The sequence below is a fragment of the Acinetobacter sp. ANC 4636 genome (assembly GCF_054454555.1).
In genome coordinates this window covers 365,028-385,166 of record NZ_JBTKVD010000001.1, presented here as the reverse complement: position 1 = coordinate 385,166, position 20,139 = coordinate 365,028, and the positions used below count along the sequence as shown (strand labels likewise).

Genomic DNA, 20,139 nt, shown 5'->3' with positions numbered 1-20,139 from the left:
TCTCAATTACTTAAAATAAGATCAGCTTTAAAGGTTGCTCAAAGAGTCTAGGAATATTTTGAACAATTGTTGGCATCGTAAACATCAACAAAAGCACCCCCACAACAAATTTAACTGGGAGTGCCAAGAAATAAATATTTGCTTGTGGCATAGAACGAGACATGACTGCAAAAGCAATATCAACTAACCACACACCAAGTATGACGGGAAGTAATACAATAAAAGCAAAAATAAATTGTTCACTCATCATACTGATTAATTTTTTTATATTTAAGAGATGAAAATCAAATGCACCTAATGGTACTATTTTGAAAAGTGCAACTAATCCATGCAACAAAGTGTAATGTAAATTCAGTATAAAAAACAATACACTTGCGATTGCAATTAACAGATCAGAAACAACACCCTTTAAATGGCTAGAGGATGGATCAAATATACCTGCTGTGTTAATTCCTATTTGTAAATCCAACAATTTTCCCATTAAATCTAAACTTGCAAATGCCGTATGAAAGCTAAAAGCAATGACAATACCCAGCACAAATTCACTAATAATCATCGAAGGTGTTACAATATTTATTGTAACGGGTACTAAACCAGCTAATATAATTGAAATTGCAAGTACAATAATGATTCGAAAAAGTATTGGAGCCTTATTAAAGATGCTTAAAGGCATCACCACAAAAATAGGAAGCAACCGTAAAGATAATAATAGGATGGTTGTGAATTCTAGAAAACTAAACATAATAATTTAAAAATTAGCTGCTTTTAGAAACATTTCTATCGCAAATGTACGTAAATGATTAATCATCCAATTTCCTAAAACCAATAGAACAATCATTGAAACAATCAATTTAGGAATAAATGTCAAAGTCATTTCTTGGATTTGTGTCGCAACTTGTAAAATACTGACAATCAATCCAACGATCATAATGACCAAAAGCAAAGGTGCAGCGACCAGTGCTGTTGTTAATAATGTTTCTTTTAATAGATATAAGAGTTGGTCTTGATTCATTACATGTACTCCAAACTGTGCACAGTTTAACGGAATCATTCCAACAAACCTAGATATTTTATCAATATTATTTCTTCTCAAATTCATATATTTATCTTATGCTGTTGTAATAAAAAATGCAGGCGTTCTTTTGTGTTATGACAACAACTATTTCAGCAGAATCTATAAGTCAACTTCAAAGATGGCTTAGTTTTTTAGAACAAGATCCTAAAAATATACATTTAATTTCTTCTATTCTTAAATTGGCATTAGAAACAAACCAAATTGAGATTCTTAGCAGAATGATCGTCCATCTACAAACTCAAGATATTGATGAACCCCAATTAAATCGCCTCGCAAGTTTGATTTGTTTGCAACTCGGTAGATTTCCAGAGGCCGTTATTTTTGGTGAAAATGTACTAGGTACTGAATTTGAGAATACGATTGTTTTATACAATCTAGCTTATGCTCATCTTTATATGACTGAATATGAAAAAGCATATGCGACATTGCAGCCTTTAATAAACTCTTCAACCGTACTAGAAGAAGATACTTATGTGCTGTATGCAAGAGTATTACATCATTTAGAGCAACCAGCTCAAGCGATGAGCTCTCTGAAAAAGGCTATTTCTTTAAACCCTTTACATGCAGAAGCTTTAGGAAATCTAGCGTTATTGCAATATGAAACTAATCATAATTTCTCGGATTATCTCAATGTAAAAGAAACAGCTGAGAAAGCTTTAAAGATTAACCCATATCAGTTAGAAGCCTTATTAGCTCTCGGTGAAGTTCAACTGAATGAGCGCAGTATTATTTCAGCTCGCAACACTTTTAATTTAATTTTGGAGCATTATCCTCAGTCTGGGCGTGCTTGGTCGGGTTTAGGGCAACTTGAATTTTATGAAATGAATCTTGAAAAAGCTGAGCTACATCTACTTCAAGCCATTGAATATATGAATAACCATGTGGGTACATGGCATATACTAGCGTGGTGTTATGTTCTTAAACAAAATATTGAAAAGGCTGCTTGGGCTTTTGAAACATCATTACCACTCAATACTGAATTTGCTGATACTTATGGTGGCTTAGCCGTAGTTGAGGCGATGAAACATAATTTCATTAAAGCTAATCAACTCATTCAACAAGCATTTGATATTGATGAACACAGTATGGCAGCTCAGTACGCTGAGTATATTTTGCTGAGTAATGCCCGCCAAACCACAGCCGCACAGCAAAAAATGAATGATATTCTGATTCGACGTGCGCCAAGTAGTGAAAACTCAGGACAAGTACTTGTACATGAATGGTTAAGTAATCATCCAGATTTTCAAAAACATTTAAATGAAGAAGAAAGACCATAATGCAAAATTTTCTATCCCCTTTCGATGCAGATGAAACATTGAAACTTGCTATTCATGCCAGTGAACATGGAGATACTCACGCTGCTATTCGTTATTTAACTGAATTATTAAATGTCCAACCAGATCATAATGCTGCTTGTTATTTTCTTGCTATGCAATATGCTGAGATTGGATTATTTGAGCGTGCGATTACAACGCTACAGCATGTGATTGAAATCAATCCAACCTTTGATATTGCTCAATTCCAACTAGGTCTTTTATATCTACAGACACAGCAAGTTTTTCAAGCCGAACCTCTCTTTAGTAATCTATCTTTAAGTTCGAATGACCCTGCTCTTTCAGCTTTCTCTCTTGGTTATTTGGCTTTATTTAAAGAGCAGACGACTGATGCAATTCATCATTTTCAAGAAGGTATTGAGGTATGTTCCAATGATGCACTGAACAATGACATTCAACGGGTCATTACTCAGATTAAAAATGCAATGATAAATTCATCTTCAACAGCCCGAACTAGCACAAACGAAACGATTGAACCAAATCATACCTTCCAAGCTCAAACCGAGTCAGCCAATATGACAACTGAACAGAAGAAGTTAACAGGCTTCTTAGGTGCTTATTTAGACACTATTGATGAAGATAATGGACCTCATTAATGAGGTTATTTAATCAAAGAAGAAGTAATTTTCTTCTTCTTTGATTTTTTGGGTGTTAAAAGTTTATCAACCAATCTATTTATCTTAGTCTGATTGTTTTGATATTTGGTTAGATCCGCCCCAGAAATATGATATTCAGAGAGTCCAATTCTTTGACCTGATCGGTTGTACAGTTTTAAAGTTGCATCACTGATAAAAAATACTGTTTTATAATCTTCAGTCGCATCATATTTAAGAACAAAATCGCAAGTTTCAGGTTTATATGGAGAGTCAAATACTTGCGTTTGTATACGATAGCTTTCCAGTCGATTAATCAACATTTCCTGAAAATGATCAATTTTGACCTTTGGATTGTTTTCGATACAGATCGACTTGACCAAAGGTCGATAATCACGGTGAATCGAGTCTGCTTGCCACTGCCACGAAGTACATGCAGAACAAAGTACCCCATTTAATAGTGATAAAATTAATTTCTTATTTTTCATATATAAAGTGGCATATTTAGAAGTATGCAGAATTATAACGTGATGAGCAATCAATTCAAATACTTAACTTATCTCACTCCAGCTAATAACAGTAGAGTGAGACAGACTGGTTTATGAGTGAGTTGAAAATCTCAGTTAGAATCATACCGTCAACCAGTTTGGCATTGCGCCCTACAAGGACGTAACGAGGCAAAGGGACTTGTTGTTACATTTTTTCAACCTCCAACTCATCCCACAGAGGCTCCAACCCGATCTCTTCCATATAGGTGCCGAAATCAACGAATCCTCTCTCCTTGATTTCGTCGGCGGAAAACCATGTTGCCTCGCACTCCTGACAAACAAAAATGACCTTCCCTATTTTCATGATCATCGCTTTCACAATGTCACCTTGCTCACATCTTGGGCACAGCATTAAACTCTTCCTCAATCACTGAAACGGATAGGCTGTAATAATCTTGTTCGTGCCGGGCCGAACAATGATCTTAATATTCATCTCACCAGCAGTGCCAATAGTTCTTCCCATAGGGACAACATAGGCACCTGGGTCATTTGACAATGGATTACCTTTAATCGACCACGCTTCATCGACCAGCCCCAAGACCTCGTTTTTATTCACGTCAAACACACTATGCGTGGTCTTGTTTGGGTTTGGAACTGCGTGATCGAGCACGTGCTTAACTCGATTGCCGTGAACAGATCCTGGACCGTAATCCAGTCCAGCTGGAGTTGTCCATGTTCGTGTTCCCTTATCAAAGGATAACTCGACAACCAATGGCGACTTAGAAGAAACAGCATTATTTGCAACCTTTCCATCAATTGTTACTTCTTGATCAGAAGTTTTATCTCTTGTAGATTTACGACTTCCCACCCCACCCCACTGACTAGATGGTATATTAGAAGGTCGGGTAAACCCAGAACCAATACTCATCATACCATAAGCACTTGCACCAGCTACAGTACCAATACCAGCCGCTGTACTCAATAAATAAATTAAATCCCCAGCTCGTTTTTGAGAAACCTTTAAGTCTTTTGAAAAATCAATAGCTTTATAGGATTGATCCCATGTAGGAGACAATTCACCATCTGCCGAATAATAAGCTAAATCGTCCTGAGCCATTTTCAAATAGGTAGGATCCAATTTTGCATTAAAATCATCTAATGACAGATTATGAGCCTTTGCAGCTATATATCCTGTGGCTTCTTTTTGCAAGGCTACCAACGTATCTCCAGCAACAGCATTGATAAGCTCACCAACAAGATAATCTTTCGCTACAGCTGCTGGACCAAATAAAATAACGCTTGCTGCTAAAGCAGCTTTTTGTGGGTCAATACCTGTAGCTGCAATAGTATGATCTAATTTATCTCTCAATATTTCCGACTGCTCTAGAACAGTCATGCCCAATGTTGTTTGCTTCTTAATTGAAAAGGCATTTTCACCACGATAGGAGGCTATGCTTTGATCTTTCAAATCTCCTACATCAGTATTTAAACCTATTAATAAGGCTTCTTTACTAGTAAACATTTCCTCAAATTGTTTACTATATTGCTTACGTAGGTTATTTGAATTATATAAAGACATCATCAAATCTGAATCTGCATTTTCAAGTAATTGTTGAATGTTAATTTCTGGATTATTCTTTATTAAAATCTGAATATCTGATTTATATTTATCAATATCGTTGGCTTTTACGCCATTTTTAGATAAATAGTAGTTTATTCTCGAATCAGTAGTAGATTTAGCCTGACTCTCCCCAAACTGCCGACCTATTGTATTTGCGATCGCTGCCATCGACACATTTAAGTAATCTGGTCTCGCTCCACCAAACCACTTGTCATCAATCACTGCTGCGGCATTAGCACCCGCTAAGGAGTAGGCATATGGACTTGCTGTAGTACCTAGACTATCAAATATCCCTTTTGCCCCCATCCCCGCTGCAGCAATTGAGCCTACAATTGATGAACCTAATGTTGCCCAACTAAAAGTTTGATTATTGCCAAATATCTGATTGGCGATATAACTTGAACTATAACCAACTACACCACTATATGCTCCAACACCTATTACTTGTGTCCAGCCAGCTTTACTAGCATTCACAGTTTTTATCGCGTTGGAAGCCGTATTTGCCCAATTATAATTATTTGCTAATTGCCCTATTCCTGCACCAGCACCCGCTGTGAGCCCTGCTGTTAAAGCCGACACTCCAACTTGTGACCATGAGAAATGATCCACAGCTCCCATTGCTTTACCAGCTAATTGAGATACTGCACTACCTACTGCCGCCCCAACCATTGCAGAACCAATTGCAACACCAGCCGTCATAGTAGTACCGCCACCGACCATTGCCGCTGTTCCAGCTGCAAATAAACTACTACCTCCTGCACCTAAATATACAGCAGCTGCTCCTGCAGTATAAATTGTGACAACCACTGCTACGACAATCATTACAATTTGTGCAATACCACCACACTTTTTCTTGGGCTTTGCTGGTGGTGGCGGAGTTGGGATAGTTGGCTGTGTATTACCTATTGCTTCACCTGGGTTATAAGCTCTAAACGTTTCACTATTGTTATGAATATTAGTAACTTTATTTGGAACAGTTAGAACCTGATCTGCAGTTAGTCTATCCGATGCATTCAAACCATTTACATCGGCAAGCAAATACCACATCGAAGCATCACCCCATATGGCTAACGCAATGCTCTGTAATGTATCTCCATTGTTGACTACATAGGTTGTTGCTGCACTTGATGGATATTGGGCGTTGATCGGCTCAAAGTTCTCATCAAAATCTGCTGACGCAATTGGCTTGAAGTCTTTTGCTTGTACTGGTGTGGCACGAGAACTTTGTATATTTTGCACATAGTCCTCACGTGAAGGACCATCGTTGCTAGCATCCCCTACTTTTTGCCCATCGATATAATAAAAATTCCGATAACGACTGATTGAATTATTAATTAGTTCATTACGCTGTAACACCATCCCTTGTGAGTTATTAATATATGTCGCAGCTCGTTTATTTTGAGCATTTTGCTCATCAACAAAACCACTAATATGTCCATTTACATCATAATTAAATGAGGTTTTTCCAACCAGATTGTCTACTGTTAATTTTATCTCTTTTTGCTTTGCCGAATCCCACCATTCATAGGTATATTGTGTTGTCTGTGATGATCCCGATGTTGGTTTCATAACAACATTATCTAACGTACTTTTATCTGCTAAATAAGTATAAGTTGTTGTTCCAGCCCCATTACCTCCAACTTTTGTTTGACTACTGACTTGGTTATCTTTGCTATAAACAGTCGTTGTGGTCTGATAAACTGTATTACTATTTGGATTATACTCTTGATACATAATCACTCTACCAAGCGCGTCACTACGACGTACCGATAAAATATACTCAGTTCCCAAGACTCCATTTGTGCCATAGTCTGCACTTTTTACAGTTTCAATATAACCATCAGCAGTATAACTATAGCTTTCTTTATGAGCTTTCGTTGAGTTTAGTGCATCTTTACCATAGTCTGCTGACAATCGTTGACCTAGCTTATCGTAGGTAACAAGAATCCCCGTATCACCTCGTTCTACTTTCTTGGTCGTACTATTCAAGACGCCCATACTGACTGTGAAACGATTCATATTGTCATAGCTATACCAGAAATCCTGAATTTTAGGGATAGCATTAACCGCATTACGGTAGTTTGCTAACATATGAATAATATTGCCATTTGCATCATATTCATAATGAGTGCTAAATGTTTGGTCCTGAACACTTATTTTCCGATTAAGAGAATCATAATTAATTAAGGCATTTTGGAAAATTCTAGGTTCACCCGATTTTGCATTAAGCTCTTGATAGCGCTCTTCAATGCGATTTCCATTATCATCATAACGGTAAGCCGTTAGCAGGTTTAAACTAACATCGCGGATTTCTTTAATTGAACCATTACTATAATAACTATAGTCAATATTCTGACCTTGAGTATTAGTTTGTCGTATTAACCAGCCAGCCGCATTATAGGTATAATTAAATACATGTCCACCTTTGTCGGTGTGTTTAATATTACGACCATAATAATCTTGTTCATCAATAATTGTTTTTCCTAAGGCATCGATTTCTGTACGTTTAATCCCACCTTGGGTTCCATTACTATTGGAAATAGTTGCATCATAAGCATAGTCAATACGAGTTACTACACCTTCAGCAGAACGATTCTGGATCACTCGACCCAAAGCATCATAATCGGTCGTTATAATATTTCCTAAAGCATTACTCGTAGAAATTCGATTTCCCAACTCATCATAAGCAAAAGTATCAGTTAATGTTTGCTGAGCACTAGTTGTACTGTTGTATGGTATTATATTACCTATATTTGTAAATGACGTTGGGCTTTCTATAAGAGTATAAGTAGTACGTGCTTCTCGAGTTATTTTAGTAAGATTACCAGTGATATCATATTCATAACCTGTCTTAATCCCAAGCTCGTTGGTTTTGTTAGTCAAATTACCAAATACATCATACCCGTTGACTACCTGCCCTGTATCAGCATGAATTTCATTTGCAACTAACCAGTCTCCAGTTTCTAGATTATGACCATTCAGATAATTTTGCTTGTTGATATTGCCATTAGCATCTTTGGTGGTGAGCAATCGCCCTGCGAGATCATATGCATATTCAATAGTTGGATTATCTTGAACAACACTACCATCTGTTTTACGGATATCAACTTTTGGTGATGTCTTTTTTGTTAGCTTACCGAGAGTGTTATAACTTAAAGTTGTAGTGTTTCCATTACCATCTGTTTCACTAATGATTTCGCCAAATGCATTGTAACTTTGACTACGAATGATTTGATTTTGTTCACTCCCTGAACCATTAATAGTCCATTTTGTTTGCTGAGTACTCCCATTACCATTGCTATCAATCGTCACTTGACCTGGTACAAACGCAATTACTTTGCCATTAGCATCATAAAGTTGATAAAAATATTCATAGTTATCCAAACCTGAATTAGGTACAAGACTATTAACATTCCATCGATAAACCCCATTTTGTGGCGTTAAAGTCACTGTGGTAAATTGAGATTTACTGTCCAAATATGTATTATCATCATTTGCAAAATTAGAAACGAAGTTTCCATTTGCATCAATCTGACGTTTACGATAGGAAAGCTCCATCTTGATGCCATTATTTTGAGCAGGTTGTAAATCAAGCCAACTGTCATTAAGTTGACTGGTATGTTGCCCTAAACCTGCACCAAGACCAATATTGATATAACCTGTTGCTCGATTGAGTAACTTATTTTTTTCATCGGTTGTTTCATAGCTATAGTAAACAGTCGTACTACCCAATAAATTCATTTCTGCAACAGTAGTCGCATCTAGAATTGCTTGACCATCTGTACCTAGAGTTAAAACTGCGGTCTGATTGAGTTGACCTGCAACTGTGCCATATTTTACAGTAACTGTTTTGCTTCCTACAGGTTGCCCTGAAAATATAATTTGGTTTTGCACAAATGATTTTGGAATATAGTTAAGCACTTGGGGTTGAGCACCTAAACGAACTTTACCCAATATACTATTTACTGGATTGGATAAATCATTACCATTGAAAGAATCAAGTAAAAACTCATACTCTCCAGTACGTAAACCATAATCCCATTGGAACCAGTTTCGAATATTGGTATTTGTATTTGGCTGAAATGATGAGAGTGATATATTTTCCCAAACTGTTGTACCTGTTTTACGTATTTTCAGTTGAGCTGATGATTGCGTAGCATTGGTCAATGCAAATTGATCAATAAAATTGATTTTATTTTCATTAAATACAACAAAACCATCATCACCGTAATTTAAAGGTGTTACATCAATTTTTGCCGTAGCACCAGTAAGATCAAGAATACCCTGCTGTCGGTTTACAATAGTAGAGCCACTAAACGTTATATATTGAATTTCATATTTTTTACCTGACAACAATGACGATATACTTATATCGAAGTTATTATCTAATTTGTTTCCAGACATGTCCCTTAACTGAGGAACACTATTTAAAGAAATAAATCCTTGATCATTACCTAACTCTCTATAATACAAAATAACATTATCGGAAATAATAGGCTGATTTTTCAATCTAAGATTGTTAATTTTATTTAAAGTTAAACTACTCGAGTTAATTTGTATAGTTCGAATGGATGTAATAAGATTTTGTGGAGACCCCATAAAAATAGCGTTAAAGGAAACACTTCCTTTTCCTATTTCTATAAATTGATTAGAATCAATTGTTGCAATCTGAACTTCAACATTATTAACTTTACCAAATTCAAATAAACCTGCTATATCAATAACTACATCTGTAAATGTTGAATCTTGAGAAAGATTAAATTTTTTCTCTACAAATTTATTTAAGCTATTATTCTTAATCAATACAGAATAATTTCCATTATTAACATATTTTTTCAATATACTATTATCAAATCTATATCTAAACTCGACAGGTATATTAATAAGTGCGAATGGGTAATTTACATTTAATGCAACAGAGCTTTCAGCTAAATCTATTGATTCAGATATATCTTGACGACTGTTTATAATTTCTTTTTTATCTATATAATTATTTGAAAAATAATTTGATTCTAAAGCTTCATGTGTAACTGATGCTTGGTTGATTGTCGTATTAATTAAACCTTGACCACCGCCAATTATATCACCATTATGATTATACACAATATATTGATAATCATAAGCTTTATCCCCATCCAATGAACTTAAATTAATCTGATAAAAATTTGAGATATTATTATATAAAGCTGCATTACTGATTAAAGTACTCCATTGACTTACTCCTTGAAGTTTATACTTCACTTCTACACGGCTTGTTTCAACAGGCACATTATTAATTACCAATTGATTGTAATTATTTAAAATAACCTCTTGATTTAATTCTTTTACTCCAATATTAATCACTGCACCCACTTTAGCAACCATTAGGGGTGGTGGATTACTATCATCTACATATTTCCATTTTTGAGTATAGATTTGAGAAACCTTCGCAGGTAATGTATTACTCTGGTTAAGTAACAACTCCGCTGTAGTTGTATTTACTCTTTTATAAATCTTAATATTATAAGTCTTTCCATTTAAAACCTTATCGATATTTTTATCTAAAACAATAGTAAGGCTACTGGTCATTGCTGATACAGATTGTGTATATACCTGACTATCAACAATTAATTCAACTTCAAAATTACCATCTCCAAAACTTTTAACCAGAGTTGGTATTCCAATTTTCAAACTCTGAACAGATATTACTTCATCATAATTTACAGTAACCCCACTACCACTAGATGATGGCCAATCATTACGACTAGTTACTATCTGTTGGCTAATCCCATTGATAGTAACTGGAACTGCATAATTAAAAGTGCTATCTAAAGCTACTGTCCCCATAGTTGTTGAAACTACGTTTTTAACTGCATTTGGGTTTGCAGTTACATTTCCTCCTGTGAATTTATCAATAATATTCACAGAACGTCTAACAGTACCTGTGCTACTTTCTAACACAGTGCCAATAGCATCTGAACTACTATAACTAAAGCTAAAGTCTACGTTTGCTTTTATAGCTGAAATATCCAGTACAAATTCACCTGCAACTGTACCAACCTGCATATCAACAGTTAGAGTATTTTCAGCTATAACATCCCCATCTTTTGGCCAATATTTAATAACTAATCGTTTAGCTTGAGTATTAGTCTGAATACTCAGTTTTTGAGTATTTTCATTAAAAATAAGTTTATGACTTGTATCTTCTAATATGACTGTAGATTTTTCATCAGAGCGTGAAATAGTTTGGTTAAATAGATTTAAAGTCGTATCTAATGTTTCTTGGCTAAACTTAGGTTGTCTAATTGTTATAACCTGATTACGTTTATCGTAAATTGTTTCGGTATAAGTGACACCCATCAAGTCCTTAAGTTGATCTGGTGTTTTTGCCGTAATTGTAGTTGTACCAGCGGTGTCTAACTGTAGTGTAGCATTACCGTTTTGATCATATAAATAATAGTGTGTAACACCATTATTTGCATTACTTTTCCATACCTGACCTTGATTATTATATTCAGTTGCCTCCTGCCAAGGATCTGTTGCTTTTGTTGTACTATTAGGATTAACTAATCGTTTTCCTGTCACTTCTCCAAAAACATTATATCGTGTCTCACGTTCTTCTAAAGTTTTCCATGTTACTAATGGGTCTGGACTTACAGTTGTTATTGTATGTGTTCCTTCATTTACACGTCTGACAATTTCTTTACCTAATAGATTATATGCAATCAGTGTTTCATCGCTTTTAAATATTCCTGTACTTGTTTTACGATCAGTACCAATCCAAGTTTGATTACCTACTAAATCATAAGCATAATTCACACTATGATTTAAGTTAACATCCGTTTCTTTTATTAAACGTCCAAGCCTATCATAAGTATATTGTGTTACACGATCATCTGTAGTCACGTTATCATTAGCGCCTAAAACTGCACTACTTGCTAATAGCCCTAGTCCATTATAGACACTAGATATGCGCTGACTAACGGTAACATTATTACTATCTTTATACTCTCCGAAAGTTCGTATTGTTTCCCGACCAAGTTTATCATAGTCAGTTTTTACTATACCGGTACTATCCGTTTTAGTGAGAACTTTATCTAAAGCATTATAGGTAAAACTAGTAATGCTACTCCCAGTATTAATTATAGTCCCATCTGTATACTTCACATTTAGTAACTCAGTTTTACTGACTCTACCTTTTCTATCAAAGGTTGTAATGGTCTTACGATCATTATTTGTATCAGTGACCAATAATGCTAAGACTTGAGCTAATTGATCTGTAGGTAGTAAATCACGTGCAAGTTTAGTCGAGAATTTAATTTCAGTTACAGTATTTATTTTATTGGTTGCATCATAATTATATGTCCACTGTGTAGCATAACCGTCATTATCAATACTAAGTACCTTACGACCAATAATGTCATAATAATTATAGTTATTATTATTTTTAGCATCTTCAACTCGAATAACATTGCCATTACCGTCATAATAGGTCTTTTGAATCACAGTTCTCTTAACTAATTCGCCTACTCCCATAGCATCATATTCGTAAGTATAAACATCAGGTGTAATAACTAAATTTTGACGACCAACTTTATCATAACCATATTCAATGACTCTAACATTGCCAGAGGGTAAAGTTGGCAGTACTTCACTGGATTGAGAAGATAATGTTATAGGAGTTTCATAAGATTGTAGTTTAATAACTTGACCAGCAGCGTTATATTCCCAGCGAGTCAATAGCCCAACAGCATTAATTTCTGATATTTTTTGACCATTCTTATTATAATAACTAAATGTTTTTGCACCATTCGCATCGGTCTTTAAAATCTGATTACCATAGCCATCATATTGATAACTTTCACGTGGAATACTACCTACTGTAACAATCTTTTCTTTTAGATCAGGTGTATTTACATCTAATGCTTTAAATTGAATAATATCAACCGGTTCACCAACTTTTGTAGTTAGTCTATTTAGGCTATCATATTCATAGACAGAGATTCGCTGTTCTGGTAAACCTTTTGCTTCTATTAGTTTAGTTCTATTACCAAATGCATCATACTCATAGCTGTTCACGACTGCTTTTCCAGCAACAGATTCGGGCAATGTTTCTTGAATCAAACGACCTAATTGATCATACACATAACTATATACTCCACCAAGCTTATTACGGTAAGTTAATGGCTGTGCAAAGCTATTATTATAAGTATATTCTTCATAATTACCTAAAGTATCTATAATTTTAGTCTTACGGTTTAATTTATCGTATTGATAGGTTGTATAATTATATGAAGTATCAAATTTTAGGTAAGGCTGTGTGGTAGGTAGGATATCTGTGGCAGTTTCAAGAAGCTTAATTGAGTTAATTAATCCATTTTCATTCTCAATTTTATCAAACCCATTGACCGGTGCTAAATATTTCAACTCCTCAATTTGATTACCAAATGCATCATAATTATAGCAAGTATAATAGCCAGCAGGATCTAATTTAAATGTATTACGATTTAAAGCATCATAGTAAAAATATCCCTTATTACCTAATTTATCTTTTACCCAAATCACATTATCGAATGCATCGTATCCAGTTTCAATTGTGAAACCTTCTGCATCAATCTCTTTAACTTTTCGGTTTAAAGCATCATAAAGATACTGGGTAATCGTATACTCAGGTAAAGTTGGTGCTGTTCTAAAAATACTATCTAACTGTGCTAAAGTACTAGTCCTACTTAAAACTGTTGCTATCTTAAATTGGGCAATATCAGTTACATTATCAAAAGCATCATAACTATAACGTGTCACATACCCTAATGCATCGATACTATAGCTAACTCGCCCATTTCTATCATAATAAGAATTAGTTTCTCTATAGTTAGCTGTGGAAACTAATTTAAATGCTTGTTCTAAATTATCTGTGTTAAGTTCAGGGCGTGGTGTAGTAAAATTACCATCAGCATCTTTCACTCTTAGAAAATCTAAAATCGTACCTATATTTAGATTAGCTTGCTTGCTTGAAGTTAAATTACCAAGAGCATCATAACTATAATTTGTTACGTATCCTAATGGATTAATGTCATAAGTTAAATGACCAACTTTATTATAATAATATTTTGTTTCACGTAATTGAGCTATTGGTACTAATAAAATAGCTTGGTTATAATTTACTAAAGTTGCAGGTGGTCGCTCTGATGTAAAGTTGCCATTAGCATCTTTTTTTCTTAGATAATCCAATAGACCATCTACAGTAAATGTAGATTCTTTTTTACTAATTATATTACCTAAAGCATCATAGCTATAGTAAGTAAAAAATCCCATTTCATTAAATGAAAATATTTTACTTCCTGCAGAGTTATATAATGTACCATTAACAGTATAAGTAGATGGTGTTAAAGCAAGATAGACTGCATTCAGCTGCTCTAATGTACTACTTCGATTTAGGTTTGTTGGATCATAGTATTTAACAGTATTGACCACATAGTTAAGCGCATTGTAGTCATATCGAGTTACATAACCTAAAGCATTAATAGTATAAGCAACCCGACCCAACTTATCGTAAAAATAAGTAGTTTCTCTAAACTGATTATCTGTTAATAGTTTTAACCCAGCATCATAATTATCTAGTGTTGCAACTGGTCGATCTGAGGTAAAATTCCCATTAGCATCTTTTGTTCTTAACAAATCTAGTAAGAAAACATCAGGCATTGCTATTTCTTTCTTGCTGATCAAATTTCCTAATTCATCGTAGCTATAGCGCGTGAGAATAGAGTTCTCATTTAGATCATAGATTTTTTGACCTAATTTATCATAATAGCTGATCGCTCTGAAATTAGCTGGAATTGTTGTTGTTTTATAAATAGCATCTAATTGAGCTAATGTACTTAAGCGACTGAGTGTGGTGACCTCTCTAAATTTGGTGACATAGATGATATTATTAGATAAATCATAATCATTGCGTATCACATACCCAGCTGCATCTATGGTATAAATAACACGGCCTAATAAATCATAATAATAAGATTCTGTTTTTGAACCTGCACCAACTATTCGTAATTCTGCTTTGATAGCATCTTGTGCCAAATTCTCACCTTTAAGGTTGATTACCTTATCATAAGAAATGGTATGTGTGACTTTACCAAGCTCATTATATTGTTTTTCAACAACACTACCTTCAGCATCAATACTAAAAACTTCAAGCCCATCTTTATTATAAACTGATCGAGTTAATATGGCCGTGGTTTTACTCACAGTGATATCAGTTACAACGACGATATCTTTACTTGCCCACGTGCTTACATCTTGTAAAGTAGTAAAATTGTATTGTGCAATTACACGACCATTCAGGTCATAAACAGATGCAACCGTCATACCCAAGCTATTTACGGTATGAGTTAACTTATTGACACTGTCATATACATACCAAGTACTATTGCCAGCTGCATCAATTTTTCGGGTGAGGTTTCCATTCAGGTCATAACGGTATTCTGTTTTTAATGCAATGCCTGTTGGATCTTGAATCTCTGAAATACGATGACCTAATGCATCATAATTATACAGTGTGGTAACGCCTTTATCTGTAATGCTAATTTGACGTCCAGTTTCATCATAAACATAGGTTGTAGTTGCAGCAAGTCCTGTTGAGTCTTGTACAACTGAGAGCAAACGCCCTACTTTATCGTAATTGTATTGAGTGGAACGTTGATTAATCGAACCATAAGCCTCGATCACTTCTAGGCGCTGCCCTTGACCATCATAACGATACTGAGTTTCAATTTTTTCAGTTGCAGAAATATTAATAATCTGCGATTGTACTCGACCAACATTATCATAGAGATATTCAGTTTTAAGTCCTTCTGCATTGGTTGTTTCTTTTAATAGACCTGTATTTTTATCATAAATATAGTTATTTATTGCACCAACAACATTAGTATCTTTTATTTTCTGACCATCTTTATTGTATAAATATGATCTTTTACCATTATTTGCTTCGGTAATATCGACTACGTCCCCAAACTCATTATATCGAGTGATAGTTTGCAAGCCTTCTGGACTTTTTAAGGTCAGTGTTCTAGCTTTATCATCATAGTTATAAGTCGTGATATTGTTGTTATTATTAACTGTTAATACACGGTTCCATGCATCATAACTAGTTTGTGATAGGCTATTATTAGCTGCTTTAATCTGTATTGTACGACCTTGGTCTAGACTATAATCAAAGCTAGTAATATTACCCTTAGCATCTATTTCTTTGATCACTCGACCAAAGGCATCATATTCCTTGCTGCTTGTCTGATTTAAGCCACCTTGATCCAAAGTAATGCTCTTCAATTCGCCTCTTTTTGAATAGGTGTAGCTTGTTTGAAGAACTCTCCTAATACCATTCAGAGTAACTTGTCTTGCTTCTTTTTCTAATTCACCGTATTGATTATAAATATAATCTACACCTATTTCTTCCGCATCAATTTTTTTACTAACATTACCAAGTTTGTCGTATTCAAATGCATCCACGCGGTCTTTTGCAACAGCCTTAATCGCAGTAACTAAATTCGTGAGGGTCGCTGTTAACTCCCCACCTTTTAAACGTTTACCTACACCAATAGCATTGGTAAATGCATCAGGAATAGCAGCTCCAACCTGATCCGTTACATTCATATCAGTCTTAGATAAACTGTTTGCGTATTGGGTCGTCTTCTTTACCTCACCAAATAAGGTATAGCTCGTTTCAACGACATTCCCTTCGGCATTAATGCTATGCGTTAAGCGTCCAACTTTGTCATAATAGAATGTTGTTAGTTGCCCTGCAGCATTGAGAATATGGGTCTTACGCCCCGCAGCATCGTAGTAGGATTTAATCCCATATTGTTCATAGACTTGATCAATTTCTGCAGCAGTCATGCCAGCTTTGATTTCATTGACCACCTCACCTGCTAAAACATGAGTGGCATTTCCAAATGCGTTATAACGTGTCTTGACTTGCCTTTCATTCGTACTGCCTGTAGCGAGTTTTTCAGTGATGATTCGACCTGCTGCATCGTATTCATAACTGGTTATTCCTTGGCGCGTATCACTTAACTGGGTTAATCGTCCCTGATTGTCATAAGACTTAATGCTTTCTTGATAGACATTAGTTACTGGAATCGCGCTAACGAAGTCAGCCCATACCATGCTATTGCTGAGAGTTGCAGTCGTTGCTGTTGAATATTGACGAGTTACAACTGTGTTATTTTTTTCATCGTAAATATACGCTGTGATAAAATTTTTTTCATCAATGGAACCAATCAACTGACTTTGAGCATTATAAAAAAATAAGGTACTAAGCGTTGTATTATCTGCACCTGTTGGTTTTAACTGAGACAAAGTCCCTGTTGTGCGTAAACTTTCTGTGGTTAATTTACTGTATCGATTCACCTGAATTTTTTGACCTAAAGAATTATAAAGTGTTTCAACTAAATATCCTTCGGCATCCAAAGCCGCAACCTGAAGATTATCTTTGTTATAAAAATAACGGCTAATTCGATCGCCTGTTTTTGTTTGAATGAGATTACCAAAAGTATCGTAGCCGTATTCTGTCACCAAGCCATTTTCTTGAGTAACTGTAGTCAACTGATTGCTTGTATTATAATTTTTTCCAATTACACGATCAAAACTGCTGACAACAGGACGAATTTCATCTATTCCTTTTTTTGTCACATTATTATTCACGAGCCATCCTGCCGAATTCACCGCAGTCGCATAACGAATTTCTTTGGTTTGTAGATCATTTTTATTGTAAACATATTCGATCAGCAAACCTGAGCTATCAACAACTCCAACCAACCGCCCTTTTTTATCATAGAAGTTGAATTGTTCATTGCCTGTGGGTTGTTTGCTATAAACTAGTCGACCTGCGTCATCATAGCTATAGCTTGTTATTCTATCTGGGACATTGGTCGCTGATTGTATGCTATTTAATAGTCGTCCATAATTATCAAAGCTTTGCGTTGTAACTAAACCTGCTGCATTGGTCACTGTGATCTTATTGGTTGCATAACTATACGTTGTGGTACCTACTGCACTCACTTCAGATAGAATGCGCCCTAAACCATCATAGGAGAATGATTGTACAGTTGATGCTGAAGTAAGGGTTGTGGTTTGTCGATCAGCGCCATGACGAATAATCTTTTGCAGCAATAGTCCTTTCGCATCGTAAACATAATCAATGAGTTGTGTTGCATCCTCAAACACGCCTTGATTATTGATAAAACCTGTTGTCGTGTCTACAGTCTTATTAATTGAGCTATAGTTCGTTTCCCTTTTGATATTTCCAAAAATATCATAGTCATAGCTACTCAATTGATTGCGTGTATTCATTTTAGACCAGGTTTCTACAGTTGTGTAAGCAAATCCTGTTGCAATATTATATTGGTTTTGGTAATTCGCTTTTCCTGTCAGCTGACCTTTGGTGTTATATAAATATTCTGATACGTTTCCTTCGCTACTAATGACAAAACGTAAACGTTGTGAACTATCGTAAATAGAATTGGTATTTTTGGCATCTCCTGTAGGGAGAATCCAATTCCCATTCATATCTTTGCTAGCTAAAGCACTAAATTCTGTAATTGTGGCAAGTTGTGAAGTATTAATATAACTATATTTAACCGCCTTACCGGTATGAGTGTATTCTTCAATTAAATTGCCATTACTATCATAGCGATATGTCAGTTCATTCCCTTCGTTATCAATAATAGCAATAACATTTCCTTGGTTATCGTAACTAAATGATGAGACTTCCGCATTTGAATTTTTAACACTAATCAATTGTTGATTAGCATCATAGTTATATTCCCAAACTTCATTTAAGCTATTCGTTACCGTGGTCTTATTGGCTGCATAGCTGAAGGTGGTTAAACCCTGACTATCTTTAAATGTTTTAACTCGGTATGTATTACTTACACTATCAAACTCATAGCTAAATTGAACGGATGTTCCATCACTCTGTGTAATAGCGGTTATTCGGCTAGAATTGAGTTCATAACTATAGGTTGTTGTATATACATTTTGATCTGTAATACTGTTATCACTTGGCGTTAAATCAGTAATGACTTTGGATAATCGGTTTAAGCTGTCATATTCATAATAAACATTTTGGTTCGTAACACCATTGGCTCTGGTATCAATCCGTTTGACTCGATTACTAGTACCATCATAGTTATAGATCAACTCATTTAATGATGTACTATTTGAATCTTTGATAGAAACCAAACGATCTAATGCATCATAACTATAAATACAGTTTGTCCCATTATTGTCGTTAACTACAACTAAACGACCTGTTTTTAAAGCTGGATTATATTCATAGACTTCACGTACTAAGCTTGCTCCATCAGTAACTGTCCATGTATTACCATTTAGACTTAATGTATCATAAGCTCCACTACCTTCTGTCGAAACATAAGTATTTGTCGAACTAAATTTAAAACTAACTTGATGTCCATCTTCAGCCGTGACAAGTATTTTACTGTCTGCCTCATTGATATTGCCGACCAATATAAGCCTTTTACTCCATTCACCGCTCCATTGTACATCTCCACTCAAAATCCCTTTGGAGTTATAGGTTTGAGTAGATTGAATATTTTTCCCAGTTGCCTCAAGATTTTGATCTAGCTGGCGAATAATAAGATTACCATCTGCTAAATTGACATAGTTTTGCAGCTGAGCTTGCCCCATGTTTGCATTGCCTTGCACACCATTTTTACCTAGATTATTAAATGAGCTATTCAACAAACCCAAGCCATTTCCAGAGACAATTGCAACCATGATATAACCTCTTTTTTATTTTTAAATAAAATTTAGACAGTTTGAAAATAATTAAGTTAATATAAAAAATTTAAACTTATTATATATTTCAAAAATATAACCATTATACAGAAAAAGCAGTCTAATATTCTTTACTCTGATTTGAAATACTTAAATTATTTTTTTCTAAAGAAGAGAGGCGTAAAGACATTCAAACGTTATTATGTGAAAAGATGTAACTGATGCTAAAAATCTACTGAGTGCTTTACCTATATGA

Annotated in this window: 7 protein-coding genes; 2 read left to right on the top strand and 5 right to left on the bottom strand. The window is 34.9% G+C overall.

The window, feature by feature from the left end; all coding sequences use genetic code 11:
* Window positions 1-10 precede the first annotated feature (10 nt).
* Both ACX1N5_RS01815 and ACX1N5_RS01810 read right to left on the bottom strand, forming a co-directional pair.
* Window positions 11-742: a flagellar biosynthetic protein FliR gene (locus tag ACX1N5_RS01815; RefSeq protein WP_458802220.1), complete on the bottom strand. Its 732-nt coding sequence runs from the start codon at window positions 740-742 to the stop codon at window positions 11-13.
* A 6-nt stretch (window positions 743-748) separates the two neighbouring features.
* A complete protein-coding gene (locus ACX1N5_RS01810) occupies window positions 749-1,012 on the bottom strand; it encodes a flagellar biosynthetic protein FliQ (RefSeq protein ID WP_458802222.1) in 264 nt (87 codons plus the stop codon).
* A gap of 137 nt (window positions 1,013-1,149) precedes the next feature.
* Between ACX1N5_RS01810 and ACX1N5_RS01805 the strand changes: the two genes are divergently transcribed.
* Window positions 1,150-2,352 (top strand): tetratricopeptide repeat protein, encoded by a 1,203-nt coding sequence (locus ACX1N5_RS01805; protein ID WP_458802224.1) that lies wholly within the window; start codon window positions 1,150-1,152, stop codon window positions 2,350-2,352.
* Window positions 2,352-3,005: a tetratricopeptide repeat protein gene (locus ACX1N5_RS01800; RefSeq protein WP_458802226.1), complete on the top strand. Its 654-nt coding sequence runs from the start codon at window positions 2,352-2,354 to the stop codon at window positions 3,003-3,005. Before ACX1N5_RS01805 ends, ACX1N5_RS01800 begins: the two co-directional genes overlap by 1 nt.
* Before the next feature lie 5 nt (window positions 3,006-3,010).
* Here ACX1N5_RS01800 and ACX1N5_RS01795 read toward each other — a convergent pair whose 3' ends face one another.
* The 3 genes from ACX1N5_RS01795 to ACX1N5_RS01785 all read right to left on the bottom strand — a co-directional run bounded on the left by ACX1N5_RS01795 (window position 3,011) and on the right by ACX1N5_RS01785 (window position 19,883).
* Window positions 3,011-3,490: an Sbal_3080 family lipoprotein gene (locus ACX1N5_RS01795; RefSeq protein ID WP_458802228.1), complete on the bottom strand. Its 480-nt coding sequence runs from the start codon at window positions 3,488-3,490 to the stop codon at window positions 3,011-3,013.
* Window positions 3,491-3,695: 205 nt separating this feature from the next.
* The gene (locus tag ACX1N5_RS01790; RefSeq protein WP_458802229.1) at window positions 3,696-3,869 is read right to left on the bottom strand and encodes a hypothetical protein; all 174 of its coding nucleotides are present in this window, start codon (window positions 3,867-3,869) and stop codon (window positions 3,696-3,698) included.
* A 48-nt stretch (window positions 3,870-3,917) separates the two neighbouring features.
* Window positions 3,918-19,883 (bottom strand): LysM peptidoglycan-binding domain-containing protein, encoded by a 15,966-nt coding sequence (locus ACX1N5_RS01785; protein WP_458802231.1) that lies wholly within the window; start codon window positions 19,881-19,883, stop codon window positions 3,918-3,920.
* Between the last annotated feature and the right edge of the window lie 256 nt (window positions 19,884-20,139).